The following is a 17931-nucleotide window of genomic DNA, read 5'->3' as shown; positions in this document are numbered from 1 at the left end:
CGCGTGATGCGGATGTGAAGCGAACGTGATGCAAAACGGCCAACCTGCGCGAGCGGGTTGGCCGTTTTCTTTTACGCGGGCGAACCCGGTGATGCAGGCGGCGCCGCTGCGCGGCGGCGCGCACGCTTCGACACACCGTTGACGAGCGCCCAGCGCAGCACGGGCGCCACGGCGCGCATGCCGGGCTGTACGACGGCGCGGCGCGCGAACGCAAAGCGCTCGAAATCCAGCATGCGCAGCGCGAACGGCGGCAGCAGATCGATGCCCGCCTGACGCAGCAGCGCGCCAGCGGGCCGCATCGCCGGGCGCGGCGCGGGCGCCTCCATGAGCACGCGCACGACTTCGCGCGTACGCTCGCTCGCGACCAGTTCGGGCTGCATCGATTCGAGGTAGGCGGCGATTTCCGCGCGCGAAGCGGGCACCTCGGTCGCGCCGAGCAACTGCGCGATGCGCGCGACTTCGGCGTAGTACTGATCCTGCTGCGCGCCAGGCAGCGCGGGATTCACGTAGCGCAGATACGCCGCGAGAAAACTCGACACCTCCGCCACGTGCACCCACGTGAGCAGCGCCGGGTCGCTCGCGCGATACGGACGCCCGTCGGGCGCGAAGCCGGTCACGTTTTCGTGGATGGTTTTCACGCGCGCGATCAGCGCGAGCGCGTCGGCGCGGCTGCCGTAGGTCGTACCTGCGATGAAGGTCGCGGTGCGGCGCAGACGTCCGAGGATGTCGGTGCGAAACGTCGAGTGGTCCCAGACGCCCGCGAGCGCGAGCGGATGGAGCGCCTGGAGCAGTAGTGCGCTGATGCCGCCCGCCATCATGCCTGCGAAGTCGGCGTGCACTTTCCAGCAGATGGCGTCGGGGCCGAACAGGCCGGGATCGCCCGGCGGATTCGAATAGTCGAGTTTCGGGCCGCTACCCGTGGTGAGATGCGTGACGCTCTCGGCGAGCGTCATGCGCAGGCGATGCGCGAGCTGGCCGACGAAACCGCTTGGCTCGGGAGCGTCGTGACGGCGGCCGGCGTGGTCGGACATCGTGAACTCGCTCGCGGGACGGCGCGCCTTACGACGCGTCCGGCTCCCAGTCCGTGCCGCGCGCGTCGCGGGCGTCGTCGGGTACGGTCAGGCCGAAATGGCGATAGGTGAGCTGCGTGGCCACGCGGCCGCGCGGCGTGCGCTGCAGGAAGCCCTGCTGGATCAGATACGGCTCCAGCACGTCCTCGATCGTGTCGCGCTCCTCGCCGATCGCGGCGGCGAGATTGTCCACGCCCACCGGGCCGCCGTCGAACTTGTAGAGAATCGCTTCGAGCAGCTTGCGGTCCATCAGGTCGAACCCGACGGGATCGACGTCGAGCATGCGCAGCGCGGCGTCGGCGACTTTCGCGGTGATCGAGCCGTCGGCCTTCACTTCGGCGTAGTCGCGCACGCGGCGCAGCAGACGATTGGCGATACGCGGCGTACCGCGCGAGCGGCGCGCGATTTCGAGCGCGCCCTCGGGATGAATCTGCGCGCCGAGCAGCGCGGCCGAGCGCTGCACGATGCGCGACAGCTCGCCCGCGTTGTAGAACTCGAGCCGCGAGACGATGCCGAAGCGGTCGCGCAGCGGGTTCGTGAGCATGCCCGCGCGCGTGGTCGCGCCGACGAGCGTGAACGGCTGGAGATCGAGCTTCACGCTGCGCGCGGCCGGACCTTCGCCGATCATGATGTCGATCTGATAGTCCTCGAGCGCCGGATACAGGATTTCCTCGACGACCGGCGAGAGCCGGTGGATTTCGTCGATGAACAGCACGTCGTGCGCTTCGAGATTGGTGAGCAGCGCGGCGAGGTCGCCCGCGCGTTCGAGCACCGGCCCCGACGTCTGCCGCAGATTGACCCCCATTTCGCGCGCGATGATGTGCGCGAGCGTGGTCTTGCCGAGACCCGGCGGCCCGAACAGCAGCACGTGGTCGAGCGGCTCGGAGCGGCGCTTGGCGGCTTCGATGAAGATCTCGAGCTGGCCGCGCACCTTTTCCTGGCCGACGTATTCGTCGAGCTGGCGCGGGCGCAGCGCGCGCTCGAACGCCTCTTCGCCAGTCGAGGCGGGCGCGGCGGAAATCACGCGCTCGGGCGCGGCGCTGGCGCGGTTGGCGGCGAGTTTGTCGGTTTCGATCATGCAGCGATTGTACCGCGCGACCTGGACGCGGGCAGGGCGCTTTCAGGCCGCGCAGCGCGGGGTGCGCGCGCTGGGCGAGGCTGTGTTCTTCTTCGCAACTAACAGCCAGCGTAGTGCGCAAGACTGTGCGCCACACTGCGTGTTACGCGATGCGCCACGCGCAGCGTCTGACGCGGTGCTTCGCGCGATCTGGTGTGCCGAGAAGCGCTGTATTGCGCGAAGCGGAGCGCTGCCGCACCAGTCCACGCCCGCCACGCCGAACCTCGCGTGCCGCGCGGAGCCGAGCAGGGCGTTGCCGAACCCAACGTGCCGCGCGCGCGAGCACCGCTCAAACCTTCGACAGCACCTTGAGCGCGAGCTTGATGCCTTCGGAGACGCCCGTACCGGCCGGCACGTTCTTGATCGCCGCGACGCCTTCCTTTTCCGAATAGCCGAGCGCGAGCAGCGCGTTGAGGATGTCGCTCGCGTGATCGGACGGCGACGCCGCAGCAGCCATCGCGCCCAGGTCGGCGCCGAGCTTGCCCTTGAGTTCGAGCAGCAGACGTTCGGCCGTTTTCTTGCCGATGCCGGGCACGCGCGTGAGGCGCGCGGAATCCTGCATGGAGACCGCTTGCGCGAGGTCGTTCACGCTCATGCCCGAAAGCACTGCGAGCGCCATGCGCGCGCCGACGCCGGTGATCTTGAGCAGTTCGCGGAACGTCGAGCGTTCTTCGATCGTGGCAAAGCCGAACAGCAGATGCGCGTCTTCGCGCACGATCATCTGCGTGAGCAGCACGACTTTTTCGCCGTTGCTGGGCAGGTTGTAGAACGTGCTCATCGGCACGTCGACTTCGTAGCCGACGCCGTTGCAGTCGATGAGCAGGTGCGGCGGGTTCTTTTCCAGCAGTACGCCGGCAATGCGACCGATCATGGCGGATTCAGTGATGAGGGAAAGCGCAGAGTGTAGCGGAGCGCGGCGCGCGTGCGGCCAACCTTAGCCGTCCGGCCAGGATTTACCGGCGCGATTGGCCGATCAAGCGAGTGAACCGATCAACCGATCAGATCAACCGATCAAGCGCCCGCGACGCACGCGCACGCCCTTTTTCGCGAGCGCGGGCGCAATGCCGCCGAGCGTCGCGAGCGTGTCGCCGCCGTGGGCGTGACAGATCGCCATGCCGAGCGCGTCGGCGGCGTCGGTGCCCGGCGTGCCGGTGAGGTTCAGCAGGCGCACGACCATCTGCTGCATCTGCTCCTTGGTCGCGCGGCCGTAGCCGACCACGGCCTGCTTGAGCTGCAGCGCGGTGTATTCGGCCACCGGCACGCCGCCCGAGACGAGCCCGCAGATGGCCGCGCCGCGCGCCTGGCCGAGCAGCAGCGTCGACTGCGGATTGACGTTGACGAAGACCTTTTCGATCGCGGCCTGATCGGGCGCGTGCTGGCGGATCAGCGTCGAAACGCCTTCGAAGATGGTGCCCAGGCGCGTCGGTAGATCGGCATCGGCGGTACGGATGACGCCGCTCGCGACGTAGGAGAGCGTGTGGCCGTGACGTTCGATCACGCCGAAGCCCGTGACGCGCAAGCCGGGGTCGATGCCGAGAATTCTCATGAAATGCGGGAAAAACGAGTGTGTTTCGGATGGTACAACGAATGACGGCGATGCCGCGAGCCATGCGCGGGGCGGCCGGCTGAGGCCGCAAAGAAAAAGCCCGCTGGACGCACAGTCCAGCGGGCTTTCGCATGTTCAATGCGTGCCGATCAGTGACGGAAGTGGCGGATGCCCGTCATCACCATGGCGATGTTGTGCTCGTCGGCGGCGGCGATCACTTCGTCGTCGCGCATCGAGCCGCCCGGCTGGATCACGCAGGTCGCGCCTGCGTTGACCACGACGTCGAGGCCGTCACGGAACGGGAAGAACGCATCCGACGCCACAGCCGAACCCGCGAGCTTCAGACCTGCGTTTTCCGCCTTGATGCTGGCGATGCGCGCCGAGTCCACGCGGCTCATCTGGCCCGCGCCCACGCCCATCGTCATGCCGTTCGCGCAGAACACGATGGCGTTCGACTTCACGAACTTCGCGACGCGCCAGGCGAACAGCAGATCGTCCATTTCCTTCGGCGTCGGGTGACGCTTCGTGACGACGCGCAGTTCGTGCGGCTGCACGTTCTTCGAGTCGAGCGACTGCACCAGCAGGCCGCCGCCCACGCGCTTCAGATCGAACGCGTTATGGCCTTCGCCGAGCGCGATTTCGAGCAGACGCACGTTCTGCTTCGCCGCGAACACGGCCTTGGCCGCGTCCGAGAACGACGGGGCGATCAGCACTTCGACGAACTGCTTCGACACGGCTTGCGCCGCGGCTTCGTCGACTTCGCGGTTGAAGGCGATGATGCCGCCGAACGCCGAGGTCGGATCGGTCTGGAACGCCTTCGAATAGGCTTCGAGCGCGTCGGCGCCGACAGCCACGCCGCACGGGTTCGCATGCTTGACGATCACGCAGGCGGGCGCGTCGAAGGTCTTCACGCATTCCCAGGCCGCGTCGGAGTCGGCGATGTTGTTGTACGAGAGTTCCTTGCCCTGGAGCTGCGTGTAGTTCGCGAGCGCGCCGGCGGGCGTCGCGATGTCGCGGTAGAACGCGGCGCTCTGGTGCGGGTTCTCGCCGTAGCGCAGATCCTGGACCTTGTCGAACGCGATGTTCAGCGTGGCCGGGTAGGCGTTGCGCGACTTGTGCTCCAGCGCGTCGGTCAGGCTCGTCAGGTAGTTCGTGATCGCGCCGTCGTACTGCGCCGTGTGCGCGAACACCTTGGTCGCGAGGCGGAAGTTCGTGGCGTAGCCAACGCTATTGCCGTTCGCGCGCATCTCTTCGAGCACCTTCGCGTAGTCGGTCGGATCGACCACGACGGTGACGTCGCGATGATTCTTCGCCGCCGAGCGCAGCATGGTCGGGCCGCCGATGTCGATGTTCTCGATCGCGTCTTCCAGCGAGCACTCTTCCTTCGAGATCGTCTGGACGAACGGGTAGAGGTTCACGACCAGCAGGTCGATCGTCGGGATGTCGTGCTTTTCGAGCGCGGCCATGTGCTCCGGCAGGTCGCGGCGCGCGAGGATGCCGCCGTGGACCTTCGGATGCAGCGTCTTCACGCGCCCATCGAGCATTTCCGGGAAGCCGGTGTAGTCGGCGACTTCGGTCACGGGCAGGCCCGCGTCCGCGAGCAGTTTCGCGGTGCCGCCGGTCGAAAGGATCTTGACGCCGAGGTCCGACAGCGATTTCGCGAAGTCGACGATGCCTGACTTGTCGGAAACGGAGATGAGCGCTTGCTTGATCATGATGGGGGAGAGTTGCCGAGAGATCGAGGAGTGAGCGCCGGAAGCGGAATGCGGGCGACGGCCGTTACAGCAGGCCGTGCTGCTGGAGCTTCTTGCGCAGCGTATTGCGGTTGATGCCGAGGTACTCGGCGGCCAGCGACTGGTTGCCGCCGGCCTGCTCGAGCACCACCTCGAGCATCGGTTTTTCGACGCACGCCATCACCATTTCGTAGACGTCGTGCGGATTGGAGCCGTCGAGGTCCTGGAAATACATGCCCAGACTCTCGCGGACGGATTGTTCGATGTTGTGCTTGCTCATGCTGCCAGTCGATCGGTTGGTTCGCGCCCGCCGTTTTGCTCGCCTTCCGCGCCGTTTTCCTCGTCGACGTAGACGAGACGGTCGGATACGGCCTTCTGCTCGTCGAAGAACTGGTTGACGGCGGCGAGTTGTTCGCGCGTGGTGTCCAGCGTATTCATGCGGTGCCGGAAGGTATTGGCGCCGCAAAGGCCGCGAGTGTACCAGCCGATATGCTTGCGCGCAGTACGCACGCCCGTAAACTCGCCATAAAACGCGTAGTGGTCCTCCAGATGCTCATTCATGATGGTCTGGATTTCGTCCACGCGCGGCGACGGCAGCAGCTCGCCGGTGGCGAGGAAATGCTCGATTTCGCGGAACAGCCACGGACGCCCCTGCGCCGCGCGGCCGATCATGATGGCGTCGGCGCCGGTGACGGCGAGCACGTGCTGCGCCTTCTGCGGCGTGCGGATGTCGCCGTTGGCGACGACCGGAATGCGCGCGGCGGCCTTCACGGCGGCGATCGTTTCGTACTCCGCGTCGCCGTGATAGAGGTCGGCGCGCGTGCGGCCGTGCACGGTCAGCATGGAGATGCCGCTTTCCTCGGCGATGCGCGCGATGGTGAGCGCGTTGCGGTTGTCGCGGTCCCAGCCCGTGCGGATCTTGAGCGTGACGGGCACGGCATCCGGCCCCACGCCCACGGCCTCGACGACGGCCTTGACGATGCGCGCGACGAGCGGCTCGTTTTGCAGCAGCGCGGAGCCCGCGGCCACGTTACAGACCTTTTTCGCCGGGCAGCCCATGTTGATGTCGATGATCTGCGCGCCGTTTGCGACGTTATACCGCGCCGCTTCGGCCATCATCTGCGGGTCGGCGCCCGCGATCTGCACGGAAATGGGTTCGACCTCGCCCGCGTGGTTGGCGCGGCGCATGGTCTTTTCGCTTTTCCAGAGCTGCGCGTTCGACGCGACCATTTCCGACACGGCGTAGCCCGCGCCGAGACGCTTGCACAACTGGCGGAACGGCCGGTCCGTGACGCCCGCCATGGGAGCGACGAACAGGTTGTTACGCAGGCTGTGACGGCCGATGGTGAGGCCGTTGTTTAGGCCGGCACTTAGGCCGATGTTGGACCCGGATGTGGACATGACGCGCGAAAATGCAGCGGCGCGCCCGGTTGGCTCCGACAGTGGTCGAAGCAGGCGGCGCGGCGGCTCAAAAGGGGAAACGCGTATTTTAGCGTTAACGAGATGCGGGGGCTCGAGTCGCGGACCCTGGTGTGGCGGGGGCGTTGATGGAATCGGGGCGGCGCGAACCGGGCAGGTGCGCCCGGGCGCGTTATTTTTTATGCGATTCGACCCTGATGTGAAGTTCAGCGGCGGGCGTTGTGCCGCCTCAACTCCGCTGCCCGAACATCATCTGCCGCGCGAGCGCCGCCTTCACGGGCGGCACGAATTCGAGCGCCGTCAGCGCGAGGCCGCGCAGCGTCGCGAGCGGCGGGAAATCGATGGTGAACAGGCGCGCGAGCGTGTCGGTGGCGCCGATCGTCAGGCGGCGGTCGAGCGCGCGGCGGCCCGCGAAATCGGCGAGCGCGTGCGGCGTGGCGCCGTGTTGCGCGAGCGCGTCGGCGAGCGCGTGGGCGTCGCGCAGACCGAGATTGAGGCCTTGTCCCGCGACCGGATGCAGCGTCTGCGCCGCATTGCCGACTGCCGCGATGCGGCTTTGGCCCGACACCAGCGTGTCGAGCGCCGTGAGTCCGAGCGGAAACGACGCGCGTCCGTGGATCTGCGTGAAGCGGCCCATGCGTGCGCCGAACGCCGCGCCGAGTTCGGCGAGGAAATCGGCGTCGGAGAGCGCGGCGCGGCGTTCGGCTTCGGCCGGCGCGCTGCACCACACGAGCGCGTAGTCGGCGCCGCGCACGCCGCCCATCGGCAGCAGCGCGATCGGACCTTCTTCGGTGAAGCGCTCCCAGGCCACGTGCGGCTGCGGCGCCGAGGCCGTCACCACGCCGACGAGCGCCGTCTGGCCGTAATCGCGCGTGCGTTTTTGCGTCGCGGCGCGCGGGGCTTGCTGCGGGTTTTGCTGCGGATTTTGTGCTGCGCTGGCCGCATCGGCACCGGATTTATCGGCATCAACTTCGTCGGTATCGACTTCGCCGGCATCGATTTCATCGGCCGTTTCCGACGCTTGCTGCTTCGCCTTGCGCTCCGATTGCGCGCGGTACAAGCCGCCTTCCGCGTTCACGAGAATGCGCGCGCGCAGCGTGCGCACGACGCCCGCGCTCTCCACCGGCAGCGTGACGCCGTCGTGATCGACCGTGGGTTCGTGCGCGTGCGTGTGATGCAGCCAGTGCACGCGCGAGCCGGGCAAGACCGCCTTGAGCGCGTGCGCGAGCGACTGCACGATCGCGCCGTAACGCGCGACGTAGCCGAGCGCGGGCAACGCGTAATCGTGACGGTCGATCAGCGTGCGTCCGAAGTGACCGCGCTGCGAGACGTGGATGCGCTCGATCGGCGTTGCGTCCTGCGGCCACGCGAGCGCCTGCAGCAGCGTGCGGCTGCCCTGCGAGACGGCGATCGCGCGCGGGTCGCCCGCGCTGTCCTCGGGTTCGCGCGCGTCGATCAGCGCGACCGAAAGCTGCGACGTCGCGCTGCGTCGGGCCAGCCAGCCCGCGAGCGCGAGCCCCACCGGCCCCGCGCCGACGATGATCACGTCGTAGTCGTAGGGCGCGCGTTCGGCGTGCGTCGGATGATCGGTCGCTGCGTTCATAGTGGTTCTGTCGGTTCTCGTCGTGCTCACGCGCCGCGGCGCGCGTCCTGCATCAGGGCTTCGATTTCGTCGGCGTTAACGGGCACGTCGCGCGTGATCAGCTCGCAGCCGGTTTCGGTGACGATCGCGTCGTCCTCGATACGGATGCCGATGTCCCAGTAGCGCTCGGGCACGTCCTCGGCCGCGCGCACGTAGAGGCCGGGCTCGATCGTCAGCGTCATGCCCGCGCGCAACGTGCGCCACGGCGGCGGCGCGTCGGCTTGCGCGCCCGCGCTTTTCGCGCCGCGCTCGCGGTAATCGCCCACGTCGTGCACGTCCATGCCGAGCCAGTGGCCCGTGCGGTGCATGTAGAAGCGCGCGTAGGCGCGTTCGGCGATCACTTTGTCGACCGAGTCGAAACGCGTCTTGTCGAGGATGCCGGTGTCGAGCAGCCCTTGCGCGAGCACGCGCACGGCGGCGTCGTGCGGCGCCTCGAAGTTCACGCCCGCGCGCGTGGCGTCGATGGCGGCCTGCTGCGCGGCCAGCACGATGTCGTACAGCTCGCGCTGCGCGCTCGTGAAGCGCCCGCTCGCGGGAAACGTGCGCGTGATGTCGGAGGCATAGCCGTTCAGCTCGCACGCGGCGTCGATCAGGATCAGGTCGCCCTCGCGCGCCACGGCGTTGCCCGCCGGATAGTGCAGCACGCACGCGTTCGCGCCCGCGGCGACGATCGAGCCGTAGGCGGGCGCCTGCGCGCCGTGCTTGCGGAACGTGTAGAGCAGCTCGGCTTCGATCTCGTATTCGTGCATGCCGGGGCGGCACGCCTGCATCGCGCGCACGTGCGCCTGCGCGGAAATCCTCGCGGCGCGGCGCATGGTGTCGAGCTCGTGCGTGTCCTTGATGAGGCGCATGTCGTCGAGCAGCGGAACCAGGTCGTACGCGGCGGCGGGCGCGGTCGTGCCGCCACGGGCCTGCGCGCGCACGGCATCGATCCAGCGTTTCACCTGGCCGTCGAAGCGCTCCGACGCCGCGAGCGCGTAATGCAGCGCGGGCCGGTTCGCGATCAGACGCGGGATCTGTGCGTCGAGGTCGTCGAAGGGCAGCGCGGCATCGAAGCCGAACGCCTCGCGCGCGCCGTCGGGCCCGAAGCGGAAGCCTTCCCACGTCTCGTGCTCGACGTTCTTCGCGCGGCAAAAGAGGATCGACGACGGCTGGTTCTCGCCCGCGTTCGCGTCGAGCACGAGCAGCGCCTCGGGCTCCGTGAAGCCGGTGAGGTAGTAGAAATAGCTGTCGTGCCGATAGGGATAGTCGGCGTCGCGGTTGCGCAGCGCTTCGGGCGCGGTCGGCACCAGCGCCACGCCGCCGCCTTGCGCGCGCAGCGCGGCGAGTACGCGTTCGCGGCGCGCGCGGTACAACTCGGCGCCGCCGTCGGGGCCGCGCGGCGCATCGGCAGCGGCGCGCGAAGCGGCCGAGGCGCTTTCCGTGAGGGTCGTGTCCATCGTGCGATTGTAGCGTCTGATGGCTTTGTCCGACGGGCCGCCCGATGCTGCGGCGCGGGGCGTGCCGAGGGCCGCTCGGTTGGCGCCCGTGTCGGCAAAATCCTGCACGGCCGAAGTCGATCCGTCAGAATTCGGTGAATCCAACGTATACTTCGGCCGGATTCCAGAAAAGGCAGGTGCGATGAAACTTATCGGTTCGCTCGGCAGCCCGTATGTCCGCAAGGCGCGGATCATGCTCGCTGAAAAGAAAATCGACTACAAGCTGGTGCTTGAGAACGTGTGGGGCGAGGACACCGCGATCCACGATTTCAACCCGCTCGGCAAGGTGCCGTGTCTCGTGATGGAGGACGGCGAGGCGGTGTTCGATTCGCGCGTGATCTGCGAATACGTGGACATGCGCTCGCCGGTCGGCAAGCTGATTCCGCAGAACGGGCGCGAACGCGTCGAAGTGCGGTGCTGGGAAGCGCTCGCCGACGGCATGCTCGACGCCGCCGTGATGATCCGCACGGAAAGCACGCAGCGTCTGCCCGAGCAGCGCAACGCAGCCTGGATCGAGCGTCAGCAGCGCAAGATTCAGGAAGGCCTGAAGGCGATGGCCAAGGGGCTCGACAACAATGCGTGGTGCGCGGGCAACCGCTACACGCTCGCGGATATCGCCGTGGGCTGCGCGCTCGGCTATCTCGACTTCCGTCAGCCGGAACTCGACTGGCGCGAGCCGTACCCGAATCTCGCGCGTCACTTCGAGAAGCTGATGCTGCGTCCGTCGTTCGCGGATACGGTGCCGCAAGGCTAAGTCCCGACGCCCGCGAAGCTCACATCGCGGATACAAAAAAAGCGCGCAGATTCGCTCTGCGCGCTTTTTTTTCGCCATGCGCACGCTACGCGGTTAACGTTGCGTGCGCATCGATCGTCGAATCGTCAGACGAACATCAGACGATCTTTTCCACTTCCGGCGCGAACGAATCGCTGCGCGCGACCGGCCACCACTTCTCGTACAACTGATAGCGATAGCGGCCTTCGAGCAGATCGCCGGGCTTCAGATACTTGAGCAGTTCCGACATCAGCTTCACTTCATACGACGACACGCGCCGCACGATGTGATGCGCGCGCAGATCGGCGGGGCTGTCGAGGCCCGCGGCCTGAATCAGCTCTTGCAGCGCGTGCAGCGTGTTGCGATGGAAGTTGTAGACGCGCTCGCCCTTGTCGGGCACGTTGAGCGCGCGCTGACGCACGGGGTCTTGCGTCGCGACGCCGGTCGGGCAGCGGTCCGAGTGACACTTCTGCGCCTGGATGCAGCCCACCGCGAACATGAAGCCGCGCGCCGAGTTGACCCAGTCCGCGCCGATCGCGAGCGTGCGCGCCATGTCGAACGCCGTGATGATCTTGCCGCTCGCGCCGATCTTGATCTTGTCGCGCAGGCCGATGCCGACGAGCGTGTTGTGCACCAGCAGCAGCCCTTCCTGGAGCGGCGTGCCGATGTGATCGGTGAATTCGATCGGCGCCGCGCCCGTGCCGCCTTCCGCACCGTCCACGACGATGAAGTCGGGCAGGATGCCGGTTTCGAGCATCGCCTTGGCAATGCCGAAGAATTCCCACGGATGGCCGATGCAGAGCTTGAAGCCGGTCGGCTTGCCGCCCGAGAGCTTGCGCAGGCGCTCGATGAATTCGAGCAGGCCGCGCGGCGTGGAGAACTCCGAATGGCGCGACGGCGACACGCAGTCCTGACCCATCGGAATGCCGCGCGTTTCGGCGATTTCGGGCGTGACCTTCGCGGCCAGCAGCATGCCGCCGTGGCCCGGCTTCGCGCCTTGCGAGAGCTTCACCTCGATCATCTTCACTTGCGGCTCGTGAGCGAGGCGCTGGAATTTGTCGGCGCTGAAGGTGCCGTCGTCGTTGCGGCAGCCGAAGTAGCCCGAGGCGATTTCCCAGATGATGTCGCCGCCGTGCTCGCGGTGATATTTCGAGAGCGAGCCTTCGCCCGTGTCGTGCGCGAAGCCGCCTTTTTTCGCGCCCAGGTTGAGCGCGCGGATCGCGTTCGCGGACAGCGCGCCGAAGCTCATCGCCGAGACGTTGAACAGCGACATCGAATACGGCTGCTCGCGCGTCGCGCCCACCAGCACGCGGAAGTCGCTGCTGTCGAGTTTGGTCGGTGCGAGCGAGTGGCTGATCCACTCGTGGCCGACGGCCTTCACGTCGAGTTCGGTGCCGTACGGGCGGCTGTCGACGACGTTCTTCGAGCGCTGATAGACCACGCTGCGCTGCACGAGCGAGAACGGCTTTTCGTCGGTGTCGTCTTCGACGAAGTATTGGCGGATTTCAGGCCGGACGAATTCGAACAGGAAGCGCAGATGGCCCCAGAGCGGGTAATTGCGCAGGATCGCGTGGCGCTGCTGGGACATATCCCAGATGCCGAGCGCGACGATCAGCGCGGGCACCACGGCGCAGAGCCAGGACAGGTGATGGAGCGCCGATGCGATCACGCAGGCTGCGAGCAGCAGCACCGCGCACCACATGGCGAGGTAACGTCGGGAAAACATTCGGGGGACTCCTCGATCTCTTGTGTCGTCGCGCCAGGCCGGTCGGGCGGCGCGCGTTCGCCGCGCCCGGGTAACGGCGGCGGCGTGCCCGAATGATGCCGCAAGTTCGTGAAACTGGCCGTCAGGCGGGCAAATTTGTCGCATTGACAAATGCGCGCGGAAAGCTACGCGAAAGAATCGGCGGAGGCGGGCGGCAGGAGAGGGAGAGTCGGATGAAACACGCGCGGCGCAGGACGCGCCGCGCGCAGGGTGCTTGCGCGCGGGTGCGCGCTTAAGCCTGGCTGGCGGTGGTGGCGCCGGCTTTCGCGTTGGCGGCAAACTGTGCCGATTTCTTGCGCGGCGAACGCTTCTTCTTCGGCGCGACCGGCGGCAGGACCGCGGGCACATGCGGTTCGAGCGTCGTGACCGCTTCGATGATGCCGCCGCCCAGGCACACCTCGCCGTCATACAGCACGGCGGACTGGCCGGGCGTCACGGCCCATTGCGCGTCGGGGAAATGCAGCGAGAACTGGCCTTCGCCGAACTCGCTGGCGTTCGCGAACGAGCAGGGCGCGTCGGCCTGGCGATAACGCGTCTTCGCGCCGCAGGCGTGGCCCTCGGCGGGCGGCTCGCCCGCGACCCAGCTCACGTTGCCCGCGCGCAGATCGTGCGCGAGCAGCCACGGATGATCGTGACCCTGCACGACATAAAGCGTGTTCGACGCGATGTCCTTGCCCGCGACGAACCACGGATCGCCGCTGCCGTCCTTGCTGCCGCCCAGACCGATGCCCTTGCGCTGCCCGAACGTGTAGAACGCGAGGCCGATATGCTCGCCGACGGTCTTGCCGTCGGGCGTCATCATCGGGCCGGGTTTGGTCGGCAGATAGCGGTTCAGGAAGTCGCGGAACGGCCGTTCGCCGATAAAGCAGATGCCGGTCGAATCCTTCTTCTTCGCGTTCGGCAGGCCGATCTGCTCGGCGATCTCGCGCACTTTCGTCTTCGGAATTTCGCCGAGCGGAAACATCGTCTTCGAAAGCTGCGCCTGATTCAGACGATGCAGGAAGTACGACTGATCCTTGGTGTGATCGAGCGCCTTCAGCAACTCGAAGCGGCCGTTGCTTTCGTTCTGGCGCACGCGCGCGTAATGACCGGTCGCGATGGTTTCCGCGCCCAGCGTCATCGCGTGATCGAGGAAGGCCTTGAACTTGATCTCGGCGTTGCAGAGCACGTCGGGGTTCGGCGTGCGGCCCGCGGAATACTCGCGCAGGAACTCCGCGAACACGCGGTCCTTGTACTCGGCGGCGAAGTTCACCGCTTCGACGTCGATGCCGATCAAATCGGCGACCGACACCACGTCGATCCAGTCCTGACGCGTCGAGCAATACTCGCCGTCGTCGTCGTCTTCCCAGTTCTTCATGAAGAGACCGACGACGTCGTAACCCTGCTCCTTGAGCAGCCATGCGGTCACCGACGAATCCACGCCGCCCGACATGCCTACCACCACTCTACGTTTGCTCATCTTCTGCTGCCTTGTTGCGCCGGATCGCGGCGCTTAGCCTTTGGGTCCCACTGGGTTTGCCGCGCTGTTTGCCATGCTATTTGCCATGCTGCCGACCTTCGGTCCGACCGCGTGCGTCTGCACGAAATCGAGCGGCGTGCGCTTGCCCGCGAGGTAATCGTCGACGCATTGCATCACGAGCGGCGTGCGATGGCGCGCGCTCGCGGCGCGCAACTCGTCGACGCTCATCCACAACGTGCGGACGATGTCCGGGTCGAGCGCGCGATTCTCCGGCTCGGCCGCGACGCTGCCGCAGTACGTGAAGCGCAGATAGGTCGTGCCGGACTCGCCCGGCTTGCCGAAGTGCGTCATGTACATGCCGACGAGCGCCTCGGGCGCAAATGCGTAGGCGGTTTCCTCCAGCGTTTCGCGCACGACCGCTTGGTGCAGCGTCTCGCCGGCCTCCAGATGGCCGGCGGGCTGGTTCAGGCGCAGGCCGTTCGCCGTGTGCTCCTCGACGAGCAGAAAACGCCCGTCGCGCTCGACGACGGCGGCCACGGTGACGTGGGGTGCCCAGGTTTCATCATTCATGGGCCGCTATTTTACCGGGACGCGCCAAACGTTGCCCGGGGCCGGATCGTCGGCGCGATGGGAGCGTTGCACGCGCGTGCCGGTGCTTCGGATGCCTTGCGATGCCGCGTGCATGGGCTCGCCGGCCGCGCCGCCAACCGTCCGGTCGGACGGCAGGGGCTTTGTGTGCAGCGCAAAAAAAAGGGATAAATCCTGCTTCAAAGTCGTCACGGCTTTCGGTTAAAGTGGTGCGTCGTTTGCCGTTGCCTTGCCCGTTTGAAAACGTTGAGAACGCTGAAAACGTAGCAATAAGTGCCGGCGCGCCTTGTCGGCCTTACTCCGCTCGATTCGAGCCAGATCAGAAAGAGAAGCAGGCCGAGGAGGAAACAACGATGCATATCGGAGTGCCCGCAGAAACCCGGGCGAACGAAAGCCGTGTGGCCGCGACGCCGGAGACCGTCAAGAAATACGTCGCGCAGGGCCATACGGTCACCATTCAGGCGGGCGCCGGTGTCGGCGCGAGCTTTCCCGACGAGACCTATACGGCCGTCGGCGCGCAGATCGCCGACGCGGCCGCCGCATTCGGCGCCGATCTCGTGCTCAAGGTCCAGTCGCCCAGCGTCAGCGAACTCGCCTTCATGAAGCGCGGCGCGACGCTGGTCGGCATGCTCGATCCCTTTAATGCAGACAACGCGCAAAAGCTCGCCGAAGCGGGCCTGACCGCGTTCGCGCTCGAAGCCGCGCCGCGCACCACGCGCGCGCAAAGCCTCGACGTGCTCTCGTCGCAGGCCAATATCGCCGGGTACAAGGCGGTGCTGGTGGCGTCGAATCTGTATCCGCGCTTCATGCCCATGCTGATGACCGCCGCCGGCACCGTGAAGGCCGCGCGCGTGCTGATTCTCGGCGCGGGCGTGGCGGGCCTGCAGGCGATCGCCACGGCGAAGCGCCTCGGCGCGGTGATCGAGGCCTCGGACGTGCGTCCGGCCGTGAAGGAGCAGATCGAATCGCTCGGCGCGAAATTCCTCGACGTGCCCTACGAAACCGACGAGGAGCGCGAAGCCGCGCAAGGCGTGGGCGGCTACGCGCGGCCCATGCCGCCGTCGTGGCTCGCGCGCCAGTCGGCGCTCGTGCACGAGCGCGCGCGCCAGGCCGACATCGTCATCTCGACCGCGCTGATTCCGGGCCGCGACGCGCCCACGCTGCTGCCATCGGAAACCGTGCAGGCGATGAAGCCGGGCTCGGTGGTGATCGACCTCGCGGCCGGACGCGGCCCGGTCGCCGATGCGGCCACGGGGCGGCGCGGCGGCAATTGCCCGCTCACCGTTGCGGACCAGGTGGTGACGGCGCACGGCGTGCAGATCTGCGGCTACACGAATCTTGCGTCGATGGTGGCCGCCGATGCGTCGGCGCTCTACGCGCGCAATCTGCTCGACTTCCTCAAGCTGATCATCGCGAAGGAAGGCACGCTCAACATCGACCTCGCGGACGACATCGTCGCGGCCACGCTGCTGGCTCGCGACGGCGCCGTCACGCGCAAGGCATGACGAGGAGACCGAGATGGAACTCATCAACCATACCGTCATCAACCTGATCATCTTCGTGCTGGCCGTGTACGTGGGCTATCACGTGGTCTGGAACGTCACGCCCGCGCTGCATACGCCGCTCATGGCCGTGACCAATGCGATCTCCGCGATCGTGATCGTGGGCGCGATGCTCGCCACCGGCCTGACCGTCGGTTTCGCGGGCAAGTTCTTCGGCACGCTGGCCGTGCTGCTGGCTGCGGTGAACGTGTTCGGCGGCTTTCTAGTCACGCGGCGCATGCTGGAGATGTTCCGCAAGAAAGAGCCGAAGAAAATCACGAGCAAGGAGGGCGCGTAAATGAGCATGAACGTCGTTACGCTGCTTTACCTGGTGGCGTCGGTTTGCTTCATCCAGGCGCTCAAGGGCTTGTCGAATCCGCGCAGCGCGCGCGCCGGCAATCTGTTCGGCATGGTCGGCATGGCGATCGCCATCCTCACGACCCTCGCGCTGATCGTCAAGGAGTCCGCACAGTTCGGCTCGAATCTCGGGCTCGGCCTCGGGCTGCTGTTCGCGGCGCTGATCGTCGGCGGCGGGCTCGGTGCGTTCGTGGCCGCGCGCGTCGAGATGACCAAGATGCCCGAACTCGTCGCGGCCATGCACTCGCTGATCGGTCTCGCGGCGGTGTGCATCGCGTATGCGGTGGTGTCGGAGCCGGCCGCGTTCGGGCTGGTCGCGGAGGACGCGCCGTATCCGGGCTTCCTGCCGTACGGCAACCGCATCGAACTGTTTATCGGCACCTTCGTGGGCGCGATTACGTTCAGCGGCTCGGTGATCGCCTTCGGCAAGCTCTCGGGCAAGTACAAGTTCCGGCTGTTTCAGGGCGCGCCCGTGGTCTATGCGGGCCAGCATCTGATCAACCTGATGCTCGCGCTCGGCATGATCGGTTTCGGCATCCTGTTCTTCGTCACGCAGTCGTGGCTGCCGTTCATCATCATGACGCTGATCGCGTTCGCGCTGGGCGTGCTCATCATCATTCCGATCGGTGGCGCGGACATGCCCGTGGTGGTCTCGATGCTCAACTCGTACTCGGGCTGGGCGGCGGCGGGCATCGGCTTCTCGCTGAACAACGCGATGCTGATCATCGCCGGTTCGCTGGTCGGCTCGTCGGGCGCGATCCTCTCGTACATCATGTGCCACGCGATGAACCGCTCGTTCTTCAACGTGCTGCTGGGCGGCTTCGGCGCCGAAGCGGGCGGGGCGGCGGCGGGCGGCGCGCAGGAACAGCGTCCGGTGAAATCCGGTTCCGCCGACGACGCCTCGTTCATGCTCGGCAATGCCGAAAGCGTGGTGATCGTGCCGGGCTACGGTCTCGCCGTGGCGCGCGCGCAGCATGCGCTGAAGGAGCTGACCGACAAGCTCGTCGAAAAAGGCGTGGACGTGCGTTACGCGATTCACCCGGTCGCGGGCCGCATGCCGGGCCACATGAACGTGCTGCTCGCCGAAGCCGAAGTGCCCTACGACATGGTGTTCGAGATGGAGGACATCAACAACGAGTTCGGCCAGACCGACGTGGTGCTGGTGCTCGGCGCGAACGACGTGGTGAATCCGGCGGCGAAGAACGATCCGAAGTCGCCGATCGCGGGCATGCCGATTATCGAGGCGTACAAGGCGCGCACGATCATCGTCAACAAGCGGTCGATGGCGGCCGGTTACGCGGGTCTCGACAACGAACTCTTCTACATGGACAAGACCATGATGGTGTTCGGCGATGCGAAAAAGGTGATCGAGGATATGGTGAAGGCGGTGGAGTAGGCGCGGGTTTTATCCGTCGCTTCGTCTACCTTTTCGCAGGGGGTAAAG

General features: G+C 66.7%; 16 protein-coding genes. 4 read left to right on the top strand and 12 right to left on the bottom strand.

Translation table 11 applies throughout. The features are described from left to right. Positions 1 to 71: 71 nt before the first annotated feature. From U4Y88_RS34700 to U4Y88_RS34660, 9 genes are all read right to left on the bottom strand, one after another. The gene (locus U4Y88_RS34700) at positions 72 to 1031 is read right to left on the bottom strand and encodes an oxygenase MpaB family protein (protein ID WP_415774537.1); all 960 of its coding nucleotides are present in this window, start codon (positions 1029 to 1031) and stop codon (positions 72 to 74) included. A gap of 28 nt (positions 1032 to 1059) precedes the next feature. Continuing rightward, the gene (gene ruvB, locus U4Y88_RS34695; RefSeq protein WP_321789397.1) at positions 1060 to 2148 is read right to left on the bottom strand and encodes a Holliday junction branch migration DNA helicase RuvB; all 1089 of its coding nucleotides are present in this window, start codon (positions 2146 to 2148) and stop codon (positions 1060 to 1062) included. A gap of 328 nt (positions 2149 to 2476) precedes the next feature. Continuing rightward, positions 2477 to 3058 carry a Holliday junction branch migration protein RuvA gene (ruvA, locus tag U4Y88_RS34690; RefSeq protein ID WP_224004760.1) on the bottom strand — a complete coding sequence of 194 codons (582 nt, stop codon included), beginning with the start codon at positions 3056 to 3058 and terminating at the stop codon, positions 2477 to 2479. 132 nt (positions 3059 to 3190) lie between these two features. Next, a complete protein-coding gene (gene ruvC, locus U4Y88_RS34685) occupies positions 3191 to 3733 on the bottom strand; it encodes a crossover junction endodeoxyribonuclease RuvC (protein ID WP_224004763.1) in 543 nt (180 codons plus the stop codon). 149 nt (positions 3734 to 3882) lie between these two features. Continuing rightward, positions 3883 to 5448, bottom strand: coding sequence for a bifunctional phosphoribosylaminoimidazolecarboxamide formyltransferase/IMP cyclohydrolase (purH, locus tag U4Y88_RS34680; protein ID WP_310632317.1), 1566 nt, complete (start codon positions 5446 to 5448; stop codon positions 3883 to 3885). Between the two features lie 64 nt (positions 5449 to 5512). Further along, positions 5513 to 5746 (bottom strand): Fis family transcriptional regulator, encoded by a 234-nt coding sequence (locus U4Y88_RS34675; RefSeq protein ID WP_065065118.1) that lies wholly within the window; start codon positions 5744 to 5746, stop codon positions 5513 to 5515. After that, positions 5743 to 6867: a tRNA dihydrouridine synthase DusB gene (gene dusB, locus U4Y88_RS34670; RefSeq protein ID WP_224005182.1), complete on the bottom strand. Its 1125-nt coding sequence runs from the start codon at positions 6865 to 6867 to the stop codon at positions 5743 to 5745. The genes U4Y88_RS34675 and dusB overlap by 4 nt, the downstream gene beginning before the upstream one ends. 247 nt (positions 6868 to 7114) lie before the next feature. Then, positions 7115 to 8488: a UbiH/UbiF/VisC/COQ6 family ubiquinone biosynthesis hydroxylase gene (locus U4Y88_RS34665; protein ID WP_321789396.1), complete on the bottom strand. Its 1374-nt coding sequence runs from the start codon at positions 8486 to 8488 to the stop codon at positions 7115 to 7117. Between the two features lie 26 nt (positions 8489 to 8514). Beyond that, the gene (locus U4Y88_RS34660) at positions 8515 to 9966 is read right to left on the bottom strand and encodes an aminopeptidase P N-terminal domain-containing protein (protein WP_321789394.1); all 1452 of its coding nucleotides are present in this window, start codon (positions 9964 to 9966) and stop codon (positions 8515 to 8517) included. Between the two features lie 181 nt (positions 9967 to 10147). On the opposite strand from U4Y88_RS34660, the gene U4Y88_RS34655 reads away from it, so the two are divergent. After that, positions 10148 to 10759, top strand: a complete 612-nt coding sequence (locus U4Y88_RS34655; RefSeq protein ID WP_321789392.1) for a glutathione S-transferase C-terminal domain-containing protein — start codon at positions 10148 to 10150, stop codon at positions 10757 to 10759. A 136-nt stretch (positions 10760 to 10895) separates the two neighbouring features. Here U4Y88_RS34655 and U4Y88_RS34650 read toward each other — a convergent pair whose 3' ends face one another. From U4Y88_RS34650 to U4Y88_RS34640, 3 genes are all read right to left on the bottom strand, one after another. Then, entirely contained in the window at positions 10896 to 12503 is a 1608-nt protein-coding gene (locus U4Y88_RS34650; protein ID WP_321789389.1) for an FMN-binding glutamate synthase family protein, read from the bottom strand. A 271-nt stretch (positions 12504 to 12774) separates the two neighbouring features. Further along, positions 12775 to 14001: a tRNA 2-thiouridine(34) synthase MnmA gene (mnmA, locus tag U4Y88_RS34645; RefSeq protein ID WP_321789388.1), complete on the bottom strand. Its 1227-nt coding sequence runs from the start codon at positions 13999 to 14001 to the stop codon at positions 12775 to 12777. A gap of 33 nt (positions 14002 to 14034) precedes the next feature. Next, positions 14035 to 14571 (bottom strand): NUDIX hydrolase, encoded by a 537-nt coding sequence (locus tag U4Y88_RS34640; RefSeq protein WP_321789386.1) that lies wholly within the window; start codon positions 14569 to 14571, stop codon positions 14035 to 14037. A 371-nt stretch (positions 14572 to 14942) separates the two neighbouring features. Between U4Y88_RS34640 and U4Y88_RS34635 the strand changes: the two genes are divergently transcribed. From U4Y88_RS34635 to U4Y88_RS34625, 3 genes are read left to right on the top strand one after another with little or no spacing between them, the layout of a single operon-like run. Beyond that, a complete protein-coding gene (locus tag U4Y88_RS34635) occupies positions 14943 to 16094 on the top strand; it encodes a Re/Si-specific NAD(P)(+) transhydrogenase subunit alpha (protein ID WP_224004794.1) in 1152 nt (383 codons plus the stop codon). Positions 16095 to 16107: 13 nt separating this feature from the next. Continuing rightward, positions 16108 to 16428: a proton-translocating transhydrogenase family protein gene (locus tag U4Y88_RS34630; RefSeq protein ID WP_224004797.1), complete on the top strand. Its 321-nt coding sequence runs from the start codon at positions 16108 to 16110 to the stop codon at positions 16426 to 16428. Continuing rightward, complete coding sequence (locus tag U4Y88_RS34625) at positions 16429 to 17883, top strand: NAD(P)(+) transhydrogenase (Re/Si-specific) subunit beta (RefSeq protein ID WP_224004800.1); 1455 nt, start codon at positions 16429 to 16431, stop codon at positions 17881 to 17883. Positions 17884 to 17931: the final 48 nt, after the last annotated feature.

Source organism: Paraburkholderia sp. J94 (assembly GCF_905220285.1).
GTDB classification, from domain to species: domain Bacteria; phylum Pseudomonadota; class Gammaproteobacteria; order Burkholderiales; family Burkholderiaceae; genus Paraburkholderia; species Paraburkholderia tropica_A.
The sequence above is the reverse complement of the archived record's forward strand: the minus strand, read 5'-3'. Positions and strand labels throughout refer to the sequence as shown.

What these genes read in the sequence shown, in the direction of transcription:
- U4Y88_RS34655 (WP_321789392.1), top strand. Translation starts at nt 10,148, where the DNA reads ATGAAACTTATCGGTTCGCTCGGCAGCCCGTATGTCCGCAAGGCGCGG.
- U4Y88_RS34625 (WP_224004800.1), top strand. Translation starts at nt 16,429, where the DNA reads ATGAGCATGAACGTCGTTACGCTGCTTTACCTGGTGGCGTCGGTTTGC.
- U4Y88_RS34665 (WP_321789396.1), bottom strand. Translation starts at nt 8,488, where the DNA reads ATGAACGCAGCGACCGATCATCCGACGCACGCCGAACGCGCGCCCTAC.
- U4Y88_RS34640 (WP_321789386.1), bottom strand. Translation starts at nt 14,571, where the DNA reads ATGAATGATGAAACCTGGGCACCCCACGTCACCGTGGCCGCCGTCGTC.
- ruvB (WP_321789397.1), bottom strand. Translation starts at nt 2,148, where the DNA reads ATGATCGAAACCGACAAACTCGCCGCCAACCGCGCCAGCGCCGCGCCC.
- U4Y88_RS34700 (WP_415774537.1), bottom strand. Translation starts at nt 1,031, where the DNA reads ATGTCCGACCACGCCGGCCGCCGTCACGACGCTCCCGAGCCAAGCGGT.
- dusB (WP_224005182.1), bottom strand. Translation starts at nt 6,867, where the DNA reads ATGTCCACATCCGGGTCCAACATCGGCCTAAGTGCCGGCCTAAACAAC.
- ruvC (WP_224004763.1), bottom strand. Translation starts at nt 3,733, where the DNA reads ATGAGAATTCTCGGCATCGACCCCGGCTTGCGCGTCACGGGCTTCGGC.
- U4Y88_RS34650 (WP_321789389.1), bottom strand. Translation starts at nt 12,503, where the DNA reads ATGTTTTCCCGACGTTACCTCGCCATGTGGTGCGCGGTGCTGCTGCTC.
- U4Y88_RS34675 (WP_065065118.1), bottom strand. Translation starts at nt 5,746, where the DNA reads ATGAGCAAGCACAACATCGAACAATCCGTCCGCGAGAGTCTGGGCATG.
- mnmA (WP_321789388.1), bottom strand. Translation starts at nt 14,001, where the DNA reads ATGAGCAAACGTAGAGTGGTGGTAGGCATGTCGGGCGGCGTGGATTCG.
- purH (WP_310632317.1), bottom strand. Translation starts at nt 5,448, where the DNA reads ATGATCAAGCAAGCGCTCATCTCCGTTTCCGACAAGTCAGGCATCGTC.
- U4Y88_RS34630 (WP_224004797.1), top strand. Translation starts at nt 16,108, where the DNA reads ATGGAACTCATCAACCATACCGTCATCAACCTGATCATCTTCGTGCTG.
- U4Y88_RS34660 (WP_321789394.1), bottom strand. Translation starts at nt 9,966, where the DNA reads ATGGACACGACCCTCACGGAAAGCGCCTCGGCCGCTTCGCGCGCCGCT.
- ruvA (WP_224004760.1), bottom strand. Translation starts at nt 3,058, where the DNA reads ATGATCGGTCGCATTGCCGGCGTACTGCTGGAAAAGAACCCGCCGCAC.
- U4Y88_RS34635 (WP_224004794.1), top strand. Translation starts at nt 14,943, where the DNA reads ATGCATATCGGAGTGCCCGCAGAAACCCGGGCGAACGAAAGCCGTGTG.